Below are 15,281 nucleotides of genomic sequence, written 5' to 3' on the forward strand. Positions count from 1 at the left end.
GAGATGGCAAGCGGACGCGAAATCAAAACCAAGATCAAGAGCGTGCAGAACACCCGCAAGGTGACGCGCGCCCTGGAAATGGTCTCGGCCTCCAAGATCCGCAAGGCGCAGGATCGGATGAAGACCTCGCGTCCGTACGCGCAGGCGATGAAGCAGGTGATCGGTCATCTGGCCCAGGCCAGCACCGACTACCAGCATCCGTTCCTGGTCGAGCGCGAGCAGGTCAAGCGGGTCGGCTTCATCGTGATCTCCTCCGATCGCGGTCTGGCCGGTGGCCTGAACAACAACCTGTTCCGCAAGATGCTGGGCGAAGCCAAGGCATGGCAGGACAAGGGTGCCGAAGTGGACCTGGTGACCATCGGCCAGAAGGCATCGACCTTCTTCCGCCGCGTGAAGGTCAACATGGTCGGCAGCGTGACCCACATCGGCGACGTGCCGAAGCTGGAATCGCTGATCGGTGTGATCAAGGTCATGCTCGACGCCTTCACCGAAGGCAAGGTCGACCGCGTGTACCTGGTCTACAACCGCTTCGTGAACACCATGACGCAGAAGGCCAGCTTCGATCAGCTGCTGCCGCTGCCGCCGGCTGAAAAGCAGGTCGCTCACCACGACTGGGATTACCTGTACGAACCCGATGCCGCGACCGTGCTCGAGCACGTGATGACGCGTTACATCGAATCGCTGGTGTACCAGGCACTGCTGGAAAACGTTGCCTCCGAGCATGCAGCTCGCATGGTTGCGATGAAGGCGGCGAGCGACAACGCCAACAAGCTGATCGGCACCCTGCAGCTCGTCTACAACAAGGCGCGCCAGGCAGCGATCACCCAGGAAATCTCCGAAATCGTCGGCGGCGCGGCAGCAGTCTGACCGCGTTCGTTCAAAGCACACATTAGAGGATGCAGCAATGAGTCAGGGCAAGATCGTTCAGATCATCGGCGCGGTCGTCGACGTCGAATTCCCGCGTGAGTCGGTGCCGAAGGTGTACGACGCACTGAAGGTCGAAAACACCGAAATCACCCTCGAAGTCCAGCAGCAGCTGGGCGACGGCGTGGTGCGTACCATCGCCCTCGGTTCCACCGACGGCCTGAAGCGCAACCTGGTTGCCGTCAACACCGGCCGTGGCATCTCGGTGCCGGTCGGCGCCGGCACCCTGGGCCGCATCATGGACGTGCTGGGCCGTCCGATCGACGAAGCCGGCCCGGTGGCCGCCAGCGACAGCTGGGAAATCCACCGTGCGGCCCCGTCGTACGAAGACCAGTCCCCGGCTACCGAACTGCTGGAAACCGGCATCAAGGTCATCGACCTGATGTGCCCGTTCGCCAAGGGCGGCAAGGTCGGCCTGTTCGGCGGCGCCGGCGTCGGCAAGACCGTCAACATGATGGAACTGATCAACAACATCGCCAAGGCGCACAGCGGTCTGTCCGTGTTCGCCGGCGTGGGTGAGCGTACCCGTGAGGGCAACGACTTCTACCACGAAATGAAGGACTCCAACGTCCTGGACAAGGTGGCGATGGTGTACGGCCAGATGAACGAGCCGCCGGGCAACCGTCTGCGCGTCGCCCTGACCGGCCTGACCATGGCCGAGTACTTCCGCGATGAGAAGGACGAAAACGGCAAGGGTAAGGACGTCCTGCTGTTCGTCGACAACATCTACCGCTACACCCTGGCCGGTACCGAAGTGTCGGCACTGCTGGGTCGTATGCCGTCGGCGGTGGGTTACCAGCCGACCCTGGCCGAGGAAATGGGCGTCCTGCAGGAGCGCATCACCTCGACCAAGAACGGTTCGATCACCTCGATCCAGGCCGTCTACGTTCCCGCGGATGACCTGACCGACCCGTCGCCGGCGACCACCTTCGCCCACCTGGACTCGACCGTCACCCTGTCGCGTTCGATCGCTTCGCTGGGTATCTACCCGGCCGTCGATCCGCTGGACTCCACCAGCCGCCAGATGGACCCGCTGGTCATCGGCCACGAGCACTACGACACCGCCCAGCGCGTCCAGCAGACCCTGCAGAAGTACAAGGAACTGAAGGACATCATCGCCATCCTGGGCATGGACGAACTGTCCGAAGAAGACAAGCAGGCCGTGTCGCGCGCCCGCAAGATCGAGCGCTTCTTCAGCCAGCCGTTCCACGTGGCCGAAGTGTTCACCGGTTCGCCGGGCAAGTACGTGCCGCTGAAGGACACCATCCGTGGCTTCAAGGCCATCGTCGATGGCGAGTACGACCACCTGCCGGAGCAGGCGTTCTACATGGTCGGCGGCATCGAAGAAGCGGTTGAGAAGGCCAAGAAGATGGCTGAGAAGGCCTGATCATGAGCACCATTCGTTGCGACATCGTCAGCGCTGAACAGGAAATCTTCCGTGGCGAAGCGACCCTGGTCGTGGCGACCGGTGAGCTGGGCGAGCTGGGCATTGCGCCCAAGCACGCCCCGCTGATCACCCGACTCAAGCCCGGCAAGGTCGTGGTCACCACGCCGAACGGCGAGCAGCTGGATTTCGCCATTTCCGGCGGCATCCTGGAAGTGCAGCCGCAGGTAGTGACCGTGCTGGCTGACACCGCCATCCGCGCGCAGGACATCGACGAAGCCTCGGTCCGCAAGGCCAAGGAAGAAGCCGAGCGCATCCTGGCCAACCGCGGCGAAGCGATGGAAGTGGCCGAAGCCCAGCAGAAGCTGGCCGAAGCCGTTGTCCAGCTGCAGGCCCTGGAACGCCTGCGCAAGACCCTCAAGCACTGAGGTTCACGCGCAGCATCCACGAAAACGCCGGCCTTGTGCCGGCGTTTTTGTTTGCGCGGGTGGTGGCCGGCGCACCGCGACCATGCTCGACTGCCTTTCGTGCAACGGTCGGCGTAGAGTCGAGCTTGCTCGACTGCTTTTCGTGCAGTGGTCGTCGTAGAGTCGAGCTTGCTCGACTGCTTTTCGTGCGGCGGTCGGCGTAGAGTCGAGCTTGCTCGACTGCTTTTCGTGCGGCGGCGGGAAAGTCAGTCGACTGACAGTCGACTCTACCCCGTCACCCGCACCCGGTCGGCGTTTCAACCGTCAGCGGTACACCACATACCGCATCAGCAGGAACGAGACGCAGGCCAGCCCACCTTCCACCAGCGGTTTGGCCAGCCACGCGTACTGCAGGCCCAGCGCATGGTCGGCGGCGGCCACCAGCAGCGAGCTGGCCGCGGTCAGCAGCAGCCACAGCGGCAGGAAGCGTGCGAACCGGCGCCAACCCAGCCGCTGGCGGCCCTGGCCATCGACGAAGGTGTAGCGCCCGTTGAGCCAGAACCCCAGCAGCATGCCGCCCACGCGCCCGGCCACGTTGGCCGGCACCACCGCCATGCCCGCCGCCGTGCAGGCGACGAACAGCAGCCAGTCCAGCAGCAGCTGGGCCAGGCCGACAACAAGGTAGGAACGTCCCTGGCGGAACAGGCTCATGGCGGACCGGTGGGGCAATGGATGCCCATGTTAACGGCCCACGCTCTAGAATCATCGGCAACGAACCACGGACTGCTGTTGCCATGACCCAACCCCTGCACGTCATCATCCTCGCCGCCGGCGCCGGCAAGCGCATGAAGTCGGTGCTGCCGAAGGTGCTGCAGCCGATCGCCGGCGCGCCGATGCTGGCACACGTGATCGCTGCGGCGCGCGAGCTGGAGCCGGCCGCGATCCACGTGGTCTACGGCCACGGCGGCGAAGCCGTGCGCCAGTACTTCGCTGGCCAGCAGGATCTGCAATGGGCTGAACAGGCGCAGCAGCTCGGTACCGGCCATGCGGTCGCACAAGCGATGCCGCAGGTGCCCGATACCGCGCAGGTGCTGGTGCTGTACGGCGACGTGCCATTGATCCGCGCGCAGACCCTGCGCGACCTGCTGGCCCAGCCGGGGCGGCTGGCAGTGCTGGTGGCCGATGTCGATGATCCCACCGGCTACGGCCGTGTGCTGCGTGATGCCGAAGGCAAGGTGGGGTCGATCGTTGAACAGAAGGACGCCAGCGACGACCAGCTGCGCGTGCGCACGATCAATACCGGCATCATCGCGGCCGAATCCACCGCGCTGCGCCGCTGGCTGTCGCAGCTCTCCAATGGCAATGCGCAGGGTGAGTACTACCTGACCGACGTGTTCGCCTTCGCCGCGCACGAATACACCCCGGCCGAGATGGCGCTGGTGGCCGACCCGCAGGAGGCCGAGGGGGCCAATGATCCCTGGCAGCTGGCGCAGCTGGAGCGTGCCTGGCAGCGCCGCGCAGTGCGTGCACTGTGCGCGCAGGGCGCACGCGTGCGTGATCCGGCACGCCTGGATATCCGCGGCACGGTGAGCGTGGGCAGCGATGTGCTGATCGACGTCGATGTCATCCTCGAAGGTGATGTGGTGCTGGGTGACGGTGTGACCATCGGGCCGTTCAACCGGCTCAAGGATGTCACCCTCGGGCCGGGCACCAAGGTGCTCGCGCACTGCGACCTGGACGGCGTGGTCACCGAGGGCGCGGCGGAGATCGGCCCGTTCGCACGCCTGCGACCGGGTACCGTGCTGGCCGACGGCGTGCACATCGGCAATTTCGTCGAAGCGAAGAAGGCCAGGCTGGGTGTGGGCAGCAAGGCCAACCACCTGACCTACCTGGGCGATGCGGTGATCGGCAGCAAGGTGAACATCGGCGCCGGCACCATCACCTGCAACTACGACGGGGTGAACAAGTTCACCACCACCATCGGTGACAACGCGTTCATCGGCTCCAACAGTTCGCTGGTGGCGCCGCTGACCATTGGCGATGGCGCGACCATCGCCGCCGGCTCGGTCATCACCCGCAATGCCCCGGACGGCAAGCTGACACTGGCACGTGCACGACAGGAAACCATCGATGGCTGGAAGCGCCCGCTCAAGAAATCCTGAGCCCCGCCTTCCGCACGCCGATGAACTCGAGGTGCTGCCGGCCATCGAGCAACGTGCCGGCGGATTGCTGAAGGGCCATGAGGCGTATGCGGTGTTCGCCGCACATGGCCTGGATCTGCCGACACTGCACGAAGGCCTGCGACGCCGCCAGCTGTGGGTGGTGGATGCGGCTGACGGTGGTATCGCTGGCTATCTGCTGGCGGGCGAACTGGCGGGTGAGTTCCATGTGCTGCAGATGGATGTGGACCCTGCGCATGCGCGGCAGGGCCACGGGCGCGCGTTGCTGCGCCATGCGTTGGCACAGGCGCGGGCAAGCGGCTATCGCTCTGCTGTGCTGACCACCTTGTCCGATGTGCCGTGGAATGCGGCCTTCTATGCCAGCGAAGGGTTCGTTACCGTAGCGGAAGCGGAGTGGGGCGCGGCGCTGCGGGCAGTGATGGCCGAAGAGGCCGCGTTGGGGTTCCCGATGCATCTGCGGGTGGCGATGCGGCTGCTTTGGTAGGTGCCGACCTTGGTCGGCACATCCACGCATGGCGTGGATCTACCAACCCGATCGGAGCGCTCAACCCACCGGCAACAGGATCGACACGCACAATCCACCATCGCCGCGATTCTGCAATGAAACGCGCCCGCCGTGCGCCTCCACGATCTCGCGCGTCAACGCCAGCCCCAACCCGGTGCCGTTGCGCTTGGTGGAATAGAACGGCATCAACGCGTTCTGCAGCACCTGCTCGTTCATGCCCTTGCCGCGATCGAGCACATCCAGGCGCAGCCACTGCGGCAACCGCGTCAGCTGCACCTGCACATCGTCGTTGGGCGGATCAGCCTCGGCACACGCTTCGTGCGCGTTCTTCAGCAGGTTCAACAGTGCCTGCCCGAACTGCGCGATGTCGATGCGGCTGCTCAGTTCCTCGTCCGGCTCGCGATCCATGGTGAACGGAATCTGCTGGCGCAGGCTGGACAGGAACGGCGCCCAGTGCACGGTCTGCAACTGCGGCTGTGGCAGCTTGGCAAAGCGCGCATAGCCGCGGATGAAGCCTTCCAGATGGCGCGCGCGGTCTTCGATGGTGGTGAAGATCTCCGGCAGCCGGTCGAAGCGTTCGCGTTGCACCAGCACGCCGCCGGAATGGGCCAGCGAAGCAATCGGCGCCAGCGAATTGTTGAGTTCGTGGCTGATCACCCGGATCACCTTCTTCCAGGTCTGCACTTCCTGGCGTCGCAGTTCGGCGGTCAGCAGGCGCACCAGCAGCAGGTCATGCGGGCGGCCGTTGAGCTGGAACGCGCGACGCGAGAGGTGATAGACCTGCTCGTCATCTTCATCGCCATCCTCGCCCTCGGCATGCACCGCGAACAGGCTGTCACCGCCACGGGCGATGGCATCGCGCAGTTCCACCGGCACCTGCTCCAGCACGTCCTCCAGGCGCTGGCCTTCCAGCTTCCAGCCGCCGTGCAGCAGCTTGCGTGCGGCCAGGTTGGAGAACACCACGCGGGCGATGCCATCACCGCCGGAGGCGATCAGCAACATCGCCACCGGCGTGTTCTGCACCATGGTGTCCAGCAGCAGTTCGCGCTGCACCAGGCCCTGCCGCTGCGCGCGCAGCACGTCGCCCAGTTCGCGGTGGGCCTGCACCAGGTCGCCCAGCTCGTCATTGCCCGGCCAGTGCACGCCGAAGTTGTACTCGCCATCGCGGTAGCTGCTGGTGGTACCGGACAGGGCGCGCATCAGCGAACGCACCGGCGCGGTGGCGCGGCGCAGCGTCCACCACATCAGCGACAGCAGGATCAGTGCCGATACCGTGGTCACCACCCAGCCGTGATCCATCCAGTAGGCCAGCAGCCACGGCAATGCGGCGGCCAGCGCCAGCACCGGCAGCAGGCGCAGGAACAGGCGGAAGGTGAAGGAGCGCCGCTTCATTCGCGTGGAATGCCGTGGCGGTCCATGCGCCGGTACAGCGCCTGGCGGCTCAGGCCGAGTTCGGCAGCGGCCTGGGCGATGACGCCGTGGTTGCGCGCCAGTACATCCTCGATGCGCGCACGGTCGGGATCATTGCCCGCACTGGGCGCAGGCCGGGGCGCCGCAGGCGCGCGCGGCAGATTGAGGTCGGCCACTTCAATGCGGCTGCCGGTGGCCAGCAGCTCGGCGCGCTGGATCACGTTGCGCAGCTCGCGCACGTTGCCGGGCCACGGGTGCCGCTGCAGCGCAGCGGTGGCGGCACTGGACAGCGGCTTGCCTGCGGTCAGGAAGCGCTCGGCCAACGGCACGATGTCACCAGGGCGCTCGGCCAGCGCCGGCAGCACCAGCTCCACGGTATTGAGCCGGTAATAGAGGTCCTCGCGGAAGCTGCCATCGCGGATCATCGCCGGCAGGTCGGCATTGGTCGCGCTGACCACGCGCACCTTGACCTGGCGCTCGCGGTTGGAGCCCAGGCGCTCGAAGCGTCCGGTTTCCAGTACACGCAACAGCTTCATCTGCCCGCCCAGCGACAGGTTGCCGATCTCATCAAGGAACAGTGTGCCGCCGTCGGCGGCTTCGAACTTGCCTTCGCGTGCCTTGTTGGCGCCGGTGTAGGCGCCGGCTTCGGCACCGAACAGTTCGGCTTCGATCAGCTCCGATGGCAGTGCGCCACAGTTCACCGCCACGAATGCCCCCTTGGCCACCAGCGAGTTGGCCTGGATGATCTGCGCGATCTTCTCCTTGCCGGCGCCATTGGGGCCGGTGATCAGCACCGGCAGCTCCGAGCGCGCGACCTGGCAGGCCAGGGTGATGACGCGTTCGCTGGCCGGATCGGCGACCACGGCGCCGCACAGGTCGTACTTCTCTTCCAGGGCGTTGCGCTGGCGCAGTTCGCGCGAGCGACGGCGGTCCAGTTCGCGGCGTGCCTCGGACAGTTCCAGCAGGTTGTTGACCGTGGTCAGCAGCTTGCGGTCGTCCCAGGGCTTGGCCAGGTAGTCGGCGGCACCGGCCTTGACCAGGTCCACCGCACTGCTCAGATGGGTCCAGGCGGTGAGCAGGATCACCGGCAGGTCCGGGTGACGCGCGCGGATCTGTGCGAACAGCGCCTCGCCTTCCTCGCCCGAGGTGGTGTCTTCGCTGAAATTCATGTCCTGGATCACCAGGTCGACCGGCTGCGATTCGAGCAGCGCCAGGCCATCGGCCGGGGTCTGCGCCTGCAGGGTGTCGATGTCATGCAGGGAGAACAGCACGTCCAGCGCGGTGCCCACGCTGGCGTTGTCGTCGATGATCAGGATCGAAGGCATCAAGCAGTTCTGCGGAAAGGGATGGGCGGCGCCGTTGGAGCCGTTCGCGTGCCTGCGCCGGGAGAGCCCGGCGCCACCCATCAAGCATAGCCAAACCGGCGCCCGTGCAGGGCGCGTTGCTCAGCGCTGCGGCGCCGGAGGGGGCGGCGGCGGCGGCGGTGGTGGGGCGACCAGCGCCAGGCGCCAGGCGGCCGCGTCCACCGGTACCGTCAGCTCGCGCTTGTCGCGCCGCAGCAACAGGTACACGGTCGGTGCGCTGGTCTGGCGCAGGGCCTCGCTCAGATGCTCGACCCGGCGCACGGCGGTATCGTTCACCCGCAGGATGCGGTCGCCGTGGCGCACGCCGAAGCGTCCCTCCGGTTTCGCCGCCTCCACATGCACCTGGCCCTCGGTCGAGCGCAGCGACAAGCGCGCATCGTCCTGGCGCCAATCCAGTGTCTGCGCGCTGCCACCACCGGCCAGCGCCGGCAGTGGCAGAAGCAGCATCAACGCCATCGTGCAGGCGCGCATCTCACGCCCCTCGCGTGGCGACGGCCGGCGGCACCGCCGCCGCACGCCGGGCCGGCCCGAACACCGCGATCTGGCCCAGCACCCACAGCAGCAACGCACCCAGCGGCAGGTAGAACAATGGCATGCGCGGCAGCTCGTACAGGTTCATCAGAGCCAGATTGATCGCATAGGCGGCCAGCATGCCCAGCACGATGCCCAGCGTGGCCAGCAGGAAGTTCTCGGTCTGGAAGTAGCGCAGGATCTGCCCACGGGTGGCGCCCAGCGCACGGCGGATGCCGATCTGCTTGCTGCGCTGCTGCACCCAGAAGCTGGCCAGGCCGATGATGCCCAGCGCGGTGACCACCAGCAGCGAGATGCTGACGGTGATCAGCAGGCCGACCATGGCGCGGTCATTCTTGAAGAAGTCCTTGCGCTGGTCTTCATAGGTCAGCTTGTCGCGCATCAGCCGGTTGGGGTCGTTGCGTTCCAGCGCGACCGCACCGGCGTCGAGCACTTCCTGGCGGCGTTCCGGCGAGGTGCGCAGCATGTAGGTGCCACCGTCGTCGAAGGTGCGCCGCACCGGCAGCAGCATCGAATTGGTCCAGTTGTCATTCCAGCCATTGGGCGTGCTGAGCGTGTCGACGATGCCGACCACGTGCAGCGGCTGCTTGCCCATGTAGTAGGTCTTGCCCAGCGCGCTGCCGTTGGGTTCCATCTTGGCGGCGGTGGCCTGGGTGAAGATCACCGGGATGGCCTTTTCCTTGGCGCCGCCCTTGCTGACGTCTTCGAAGTTCTGGTACTCGTCGGGCAGGAAATCGCGGCCGGCGATCAGGTTGATGCCCATCGTGGCCAACCCGTTCTCCGAGAGGGTGTACATCGAAGCGTTGGTGGTCGGCCGTTCCTGGTCGACTTCGCGCGAGATGCTGCTGCTGGAGGAGCCGTTGCGGAACGGAACCTGGTTGATGATGGTGGCGTTGCTGACGCCGGGAATCGCACGCAGCGAGGCCAGGTCCTCGCGGGTGCGGGCCAGGGCGTCGGTCTGCTTGCCGATGCCACTGACGCGCAGCATCACCAGTTCGTTTTCGGCGATGCCGCTGGGCATGCTGATCTTCTCCACGCGCTGGCTGACCAGGAACAGCGCGTTGCAGACGATGGCGCAGGTCAGTGCGACTTCCAGCACGATCAGGGCGGCAGCGGTCTTGTGCCGGCGCAGTGTGCTGAGGATGGGGCGGATGTCCATGGGAGTCCTCGTTCGGGTGCTTACTGCGACTTGAGCTGGATGGCCGGGGTGACCTGCATGGCGCGCCAGGCGGGCAGGAAACCGGCGGCGAGGCTGGCAAACAGGGTCAGGCCCAGTGCGAGCAGCAGCATGTTGCCGTCCAGGTGGGCCAGCTTGGCGTACTCCACCGGCTGCTGGCGCACCGCGAACAGGCCGAGCAGGGCCAGGCCGATGCCCAGCACGCCACCGACCACGCCGACCGCGCCGGCTTCCACCAGGCACTGCAGGAAGATCTGGCCGCGGCTGGCGCCCAGGGCACGGCGCACGCCGATCTCACCGCTGCGGCGCAGGAACTTGGCCAGCAGCAGGCCGACCGTGTTGACCAGGCAGACGCCGAGGAAGCCCAGCGCCAGCCACAGCTGCAGGCGCACATCGCTGGGCACCGCGCCGTTGAAGTCCAGCCATTCCATCACGGTGCGCAGGCGCACGTTCGGCGGGTGCTTGAAGCGGCCGGCCTCGCGCTGCTGGGTCGAATAGTTCTCCAGGTAACGGCGGTAATCGCCGGCCTTGGCCGGGTCCATCTCCACCCAGTACTGCAGCCAGGCGCAGGGGGCGTTGAGCGAATAGCTGTTGCCGTCGGGGTTCTCGCCGAAGCAGTTCATGTTGCCGTTGTTGCCCAGCTTCAGATCGAACGAGGTGGAGATCGGCAGCAGCAGGTCTTCGTTCTTGCCGTAGCTGCCGGTGGTCAGGTCATAGAAGTGCGGCTCGGGGCTCCATTCCTTCATCACGCCGACGATGCGGTAGCTCTGGCCTTCCATGCGCAGGTCGCGGCCCACGCTGTTGGCGCCCTGGTACAGCTTGTCATTGAGCGCCTTGGAGATGACCACCACGCGCGCGCGTCCGTCATCGTCCTCGCGCGTCCACGGACGGCCGTACTGCATGGGCACCTCGAACATCGGGAAGAAATCGGCCGAGGTCCAGCGGGTGTCGATGCTGAAGGGCTTGAGGGTGCTGTTGTCCGGTTCGATGGTGCCGCCGCCGCCGCTCATCAGCGCCTGGCGTTCGCCCTTGGCTTCGCGCAGCAGCGCTTCACCGTCGAAGCGGGTCAACTGGGTTTCCGGCTCTTCGCCGGCGACATAGGCGCCGGTGGCGGCGTCGAGCTGCACGTAGAACAGGCGGTCGCTCTTGCCGGGAATCGGATCACCGGACAGCACATGGAACACGGTCAGGGTGGTCATCGAGGCGCCGATGCCAAGCGCGATGGCGATCACCATCAGCGCGGTCAGGACCTTGTTGCGGCGGAAGCTGCGGGCCGCCAATCGGGCGTAGTAGGCGAACATGGTCGGGCCCTCACTCGTTGACGGCGACGATGTGGCGCACCGGCGTGGCCAGCACCGGCTCGCGCACCAGGTCGGTCACCTGGCCATCGACGATGTGCACGTTGCGCTGTGCACGCGCGGCCAGTTCCGGGTCGTGGGTGACCATCACGATGGTGGTGCCGGCGGCGTTGATTTCTTCCAGCAGTTCCATCACGCCGCGGGCCATCTGCGTATCCAGGTTGCCGGTCGGTTCGTCGGCCAGCAGCAGGCGCGGGCTGCCGGCCAGGGCGCGCGCGATGGCCGCGCGCTGCTGCTGGCCGCCGGACAGTTCATTGGGGTAGTGCTTCATGCGCGAGCCGAGGCCGACCTGGCTCAGCGCCTTTTCGATGCGCTCGCGGCGCTCGCCGGCGCTCATCTTCCGGTAGCGCAGCGGCACATCGACGTTGTCGAACAGGTTCAGGTCGGGAATCAGGTTGAAGCCCTGGAAGATGAAGCCGATCTTCTGGTTGCGCAGGCGGCTGCGGGCGTCGTCGCCCAGCGTGCTCACGTCCTGGCCGTCGAGCATGTAGGTGCCGCTGGTGAAGGTTTCCAGCAGGCCCGCGATGTTGAGGAAGGTGGTCTTGCCGGAACCGGACGGACCGGTGACGGCGACGAACTCGCCTTCCTTGACCTGCAGTTCCAGCGAGCGCAACGCGTGGGTTTCCACCTGTTCGGTGCGGAAGACCTTGGCGACCGAGCGCATTTCGAGCATGTACATGGGGTGTCCTCTCTCCAGGATTCAGGGTTCAGGTATCAGTTGACGGAGACGCGCTCGGCGTCCTTGAACAGGTCGCTGCCGGAGACCACGATGCGGTCGCCCGGTTGCACACCCGACTTGATTTCCACTTCGCCCAGGCTGCTGACGCCCAGTTCCACCGGACGGCGCACGGCGGTGCGGCCATCCATCACGTAGGCCATGCCGTTGCCCTGTTCGACGAACGGGCCGCGCTCGACCTTCAGCACGTTCTTGCGGGTATCGAGCAGCACACGCACCGACATCCGCTGGCTCTGGCGCAGGCCTTCCGGCTGCGCGCTGGCGAAGCGCACGCGGGCGTTGACCTCGCCATTGACCACTTCCGGCGACACCGCGCTGATCTCACCCGGGAACGGCTGGCCGTTGCCGCCGGTCAACTGTGCCGGCATGCCGATCGCCAGATCGCGGGCGAAGCTTTCCGGCACCTTGATCTCGACTTCGAACTTGGACAGGTCGACCACGCCCAGCACCGGCGCGTTGGCGGCCAGGTTGGTGGACTGCACCGCCTGCACCTGGCCGACCTGGCCATCGAACGGGGCGCGCAGGGTCAGCGCATCGACCTGGCGCTGCACTTCGGCCACCACCGCCTTCTGGCGATCGGCCAGCAGGCGCTTGTTGCGCGCATCCAGGTCGGCGCCCTGGCTCTGCAGGCGGGCGTCGGTGGTGGCGTTGGCCAGGGTGATGTCGGCCTTCTTCAGCGAGTCCTTGGCCTTGGCCAGGTCGATCTGCGGCACCGCGCCACCGTCGTAGCCGCGCTGGTAGCGCTGCAGGTCACGGTCGGCGGCCTGCCGTTCGATGGTGGCCTGGTCGGTCTCCTTGCGCGACTTGGCGCGGGCCAGGGTGGCGTCCAGCGCGGCGCGGCTGGCCTCGGCCTCCAGGCCGGCCAGGGTGGCCTGTTCCTGGGCCAGCTTGCTGCGCAGTTCCGGGCTGTCGATGATCGCCAGTTCCTGGCCCTGCTTCACCACATCGCCGGCCACCACCTTCAGGTCCACAGTACCGGCCGAGATGGCGTACAGGATCGGGCTGTTGGCAGCGATCACGCGGCCGTCGGCGGCGATGTCGCGCACCAGGTCGCCACGCTTCACCTCGGCAATGCGCACGCGGCTGCTGTCGAAGGAGCGGCTGGCATTGGACCAGGCATGCACGGCCCAGCCGATGCCGGCGATCAGGGCGATGGCGCCCAGGGCCGGCCAGCGGTAGCGGTGCCAGCTGGCGCCGGTGGCGCTGGCCGGGGCGGAGGAAACGATCTGGTCCTGGGCGGAAGTGTCGCGGATCATCGGGTGCGTGCCTGACGGTGGTAGCCAATACCAAGCACGTAGCGTGCCAACTTTATTTCATTTGTTTTCAATGGGTTGGAAATGGCATGGAGGTGTCCGGGTGTCCGCGGACACCTTTCCGGACACTTTCATTAAGCGGACAGGAGGGGGAAGGCGGACACGCACGCTAGAATGCCGCGATCGTCTTCAAGGAAACGCGTGACATGTGTGGAATCGTGGGTGCGATCGCCGATCGCGACGTGGTGCCGGTGCTGATCGAGGGCCTGAAGCGGCTTGAGTACCGCGGTTACGATTCCTCCGGCATCGCCGTGATCGACCAGCACGCGCGTCCGGACGTTCGTCGCGTGCGCCGTACCGGTCGCGTTTCGGAGATGGCCACGGCCGCCGAGGCCGAGGGCTTCAATGCGCTGCTGGGTATCGGCCACACGCGCTGGGCCACCCACGGCGGCGTCACCGAGGCCAACGCACATCCGCACATCAGCCAGGGTGTGGCGCTGGTGCACAACGGCATCATCGAAAACCACGAGGAGCAGCGCGAGAAGCTGCGCGCGCTGGGCTATACCTTCGAATCGCAGACCGACACCGAAGTCATCGCGCACCTGATCCACCATCACCTGAAGAGTGGCGACGACCTGCTGGTGGCGCTGCAGCACACGGTGAAGGAACTGACCGGTGCCTACGCGCTGGCCGTGGTCAGCCGTGCCGAGCCGGAACGCTTCGTGTGCGCGCGCATGGGCTGCCCGCTGCTGGTCGGCCTGGGCGAGGGTGAGAACTTCGTTGCCTCGGATGTGTCGGCAGTGATCTCGGCCACGCGCAAGGTGATCTTCCTGGAAGAGGGCGACACCGCCGAAATCCGTCGCGACGGCGTGCGCATCTTCGACGGCCATGACCAGCCCGTCGAGCGCGAGGTGCACCTGTCCGACGTGTCGCTGGCCTCGCTGGAGCTGGGCCCGTACCGCCACTTCATGCAGAAGGAAATCCACGAGCAGCCGCGTGCGCTGGGGGATACCATCGAAGCGGCGATCGACGCCGGTGGTTTCCCGGCCGAACTGTTCGGCAAGAACGCCGAAGCGGTGCTGTCGGGCATCGAAGGCGTGCAGATCATCGCCTGCGGCACCAGCTACTACGCCGGCTTGACCGCACGCTACTGGATCGAGGCGATCGCCGGCCTGCCGTGCAGCGTGGAGATCGCCAGCGAGTACCGCTACCGCGCCGCCTACGCGAACCCCAAGCACCTGATCGTGACCATTTCCCAGTCTGGCGAAACGCTGGATACGATGGAGGCGCTCAAGTACGCCAAGTCGTTGGGCCACAAGCACACGCTGTCGATCTGCAACGTGCCGGAAAGCGCGATTCCGCGCGCCAGCGAGCTGGTCTGCTACACCCGTGCCGGCGCCGAGATCGGCGTGGCTTCGACCAAGGCGTTCACCACCCAGCTGGCCGCGCTGTTCCAGTTGACCGTGGTGCTGGGCAAGTTGCATGGCCGCATCGATGCAGCACGGGAAGCAGACTACCTGGAGCAGCTGCGCTTCCTGCCGGGCAGCGTGCAGCATGCGCTGAACCTGGAGCCGCAGATCGCCGCGTGGGCCGAGCGCTTCGCGCGCAAGGCCAACGCCCTGTTCCTGGGCCGCGGCCTGCATTACCCGATCGCGCTGGAAGGCGCGCTCAAGCTCAAGGAAATCTCCTATATCCACGCCGAAGCGTACCCGGCCGGCGAACTGAAGCACGGCCCGCTGGCACTGGTGGACGAAGACATGCCGGTGGTGGTGATCGCGCCCAACGACAGCCTGTTGGAGAAGGTGAAGTCGAACATGCAGGAAGTGCGCGCGCGTGGCGGCGAACTGTTCGTGTTTGCCGACCAGGACAGCAATTTCAACGAGTCCGAAGGCGTGCACGTGATCCGCACGCCGCGCCATGCCGGCGTACTCAGCCCGATCGTGCACACCATCCCGGTGCAGCTGCTGGCTTACCACACCGCACTGGCGCGCGGCACCGACGTGGACAAGCCGCGCAATCTGGCCAAGAGCGTTACGGTGGAGTAAGGCCTGG

At 66.3% G+C, this 15,281-nt stretch carries 13 protein-coding genes and 1 pseudogene; 6 read left to right on the forward strand and 8 right to left on the reverse strand.

The window, feature by feature from the left end; genetic code table 11:
- The first annotated feature begins 3 nt into the window (after positions 1–3).
- The 3 genes from atpG to C9412_RS12620 are packed head-to-tail and all read left to right on the forward strand — an operon-like array spanning position 4 to position 2,736.
- Positions 4–867 (forward strand): F0F1 ATP synthase subunit gamma, encoded by an 864-nt coding sequence (gene atpG, locus C9412_RS12610; protein WP_006471334.1) that lies wholly within the window; start codon positions 4–6, stop codon positions 865–867.
- A gap of 37 nt (positions 868–904) precedes the next feature.
- Positions 905–2,311 (forward strand): F0F1 ATP synthase subunit beta, encoded by a 1,407-nt coding sequence (gene atpD, locus C9412_RS12615; protein ID WP_005411128.1) that lies wholly within the window; start codon positions 905–907, stop codon positions 2,309–2,311.
- Positions 2,312–2,313: 2 nt separating this feature from the next.
- The gene (locus tag C9412_RS12620) at positions 2,314–2,736 is read left to right on the forward strand and encodes a F0F1 ATP synthase subunit epsilon (protein ID WP_005411127.1); all 423 of its coding nucleotides are present in this window, start codon (positions 2,314–2,316) and stop codon (positions 2,734–2,736) included.
- A gap of 303 nt (positions 2,737–3,039) precedes the next feature.
- On the opposite strand, the gene C9412_RS12625 is transcribed toward C9412_RS12620, so the two are convergent.
- Positions 3,040–3,426: a GtrA family protein gene (locus C9412_RS12625; RefSeq protein WP_107231934.1), complete on the reverse strand. Its 387-nt coding sequence runs from the start codon at positions 3,424–3,426 to the stop codon at positions 3,040–3,042.
- 83 nt (positions 3,427–3,509) lie between these two features.
- Here C9412_RS12625 and glmU point away from each other — a divergent pair, with 83 nt between their 5' ends.
- Together glmU and C9412_RS12635 are read left to right on the forward strand one after the other, a co-directional pair.
- Positions 3,510–4,877 carry a bifunctional UDP-N-acetylglucosamine diphosphorylase/glucosamine-1-phosphate N-acetyltransferase GlmU gene (gene glmU / locus C9412_RS12630; RefSeq protein ID WP_107231935.1) on the forward strand — a complete coding sequence of 456 codons (1,368 nt, stop codon included), beginning with the start codon at positions 3,510–3,512 and terminating at the stop codon, positions 4,875–4,877.
- Positions 4,846–5,379: a GNAT family N-acetyltransferase gene (locus C9412_RS12635; RefSeq protein WP_107231936.1), complete on the forward strand. Its 534-nt coding sequence runs from the start codon at positions 4,846–4,848 to the stop codon at positions 5,377–5,379. Before glmU ends, C9412_RS12635 begins: the two co-directional genes overlap by 32 nt.
- Positions 5,380–5,439: 60 nt before the next feature.
- Here C9412_RS12635 and C9412_RS12640 read toward each other — a convergent pair.
- From C9412_RS12640 to C9412_RS12670, 7 genes and pseudogenes are all read right to left on the reverse strand, one after another.
- Positions 5,440–6,864 (reverse strand): annotated as a pseudogene (locus C9412_RS12640) (HAMP domain-containing sensor histidine kinase); the annotation flags it as partial.
- Entirely contained in the window at positions 6,789–8,135 is a 1,347-nt protein-coding gene (locus tag C9412_RS12645) for a sigma-54 dependent transcriptional regulator (protein ID WP_107231938.1), read from the reverse strand. The pseudogene C9412_RS12640 and the gene C9412_RS12645, both read right to left, overlap by 76 nt.
- Positions 8,136–8,255: 120 nt before the next feature.
- Positions 8,256–8,630: a PDZ domain-containing protein gene (locus C9412_RS12650; RefSeq protein WP_181358709.1), complete on the reverse strand. Its 375-nt coding sequence runs from the start codon at positions 8,628–8,630 to the stop codon at positions 8,256–8,258.
- A gap of 16 nt (positions 8,631–8,646) precedes the next feature.
- Positions 8,647–9,864 carry an FtsX-like permease family protein gene (locus C9412_RS12655; protein ID WP_107231940.1) on the reverse strand — a complete coding sequence of 406 codons (1,218 nt, stop codon included), beginning with the start codon at positions 9,862–9,864 and terminating at the stop codon, positions 8,647–8,649.
- Between the two features lie 20 nt (positions 9,865–9,884).
- Entirely contained in the window at positions 9,885–11,183 is a 1,299-nt protein-coding gene (locus tag C9412_RS12660) for an ABC transporter permease (protein WP_107231941.1), read from the reverse strand.
- A 10-nt stretch (positions 11,184–11,193) separates the two neighbouring features.
- Entirely contained in the window at positions 11,194–11,919 is a 726-nt protein-coding gene (locus tag C9412_RS12665; RefSeq protein WP_107231942.1) for an ABC transporter ATP-binding protein, read from the reverse strand.
- 35 nt (positions 11,920–11,954) lie between these two features.
- Entirely contained in the window at positions 11,955–13,232 is a 1,278-nt protein-coding gene (locus C9412_RS12670; RefSeq protein WP_107231943.1) for an efflux RND transporter periplasmic adaptor subunit, read from the reverse strand.
- Positions 13,233–13,435: 203 nt separating this feature from the next.
- On the opposite strand from C9412_RS12670, the gene glmS reads away from it, so the two are divergent.
- A complete protein-coding gene (gene glmS / locus C9412_RS12675; RefSeq protein ID WP_107231944.1) occupies positions 13,436–15,274 on the forward strand; it encodes a glutamine--fructose-6-phosphate transaminase (isomerizing) in 1,839 nt (612 codons plus the stop codon).
- Positions 15,275–15,281 lie beyond the last annotated feature (7 nt).

This window comes from Stenotrophomonas sp. Nf1, from assembly GCF_003028475.1.
In the GTDB taxonomy this organism is placed as follows: Bacteria; Pseudomonadota; Gammaproteobacteria; order Xanthomonadales; family Xanthomonadaceae; genus Stenotrophomonas.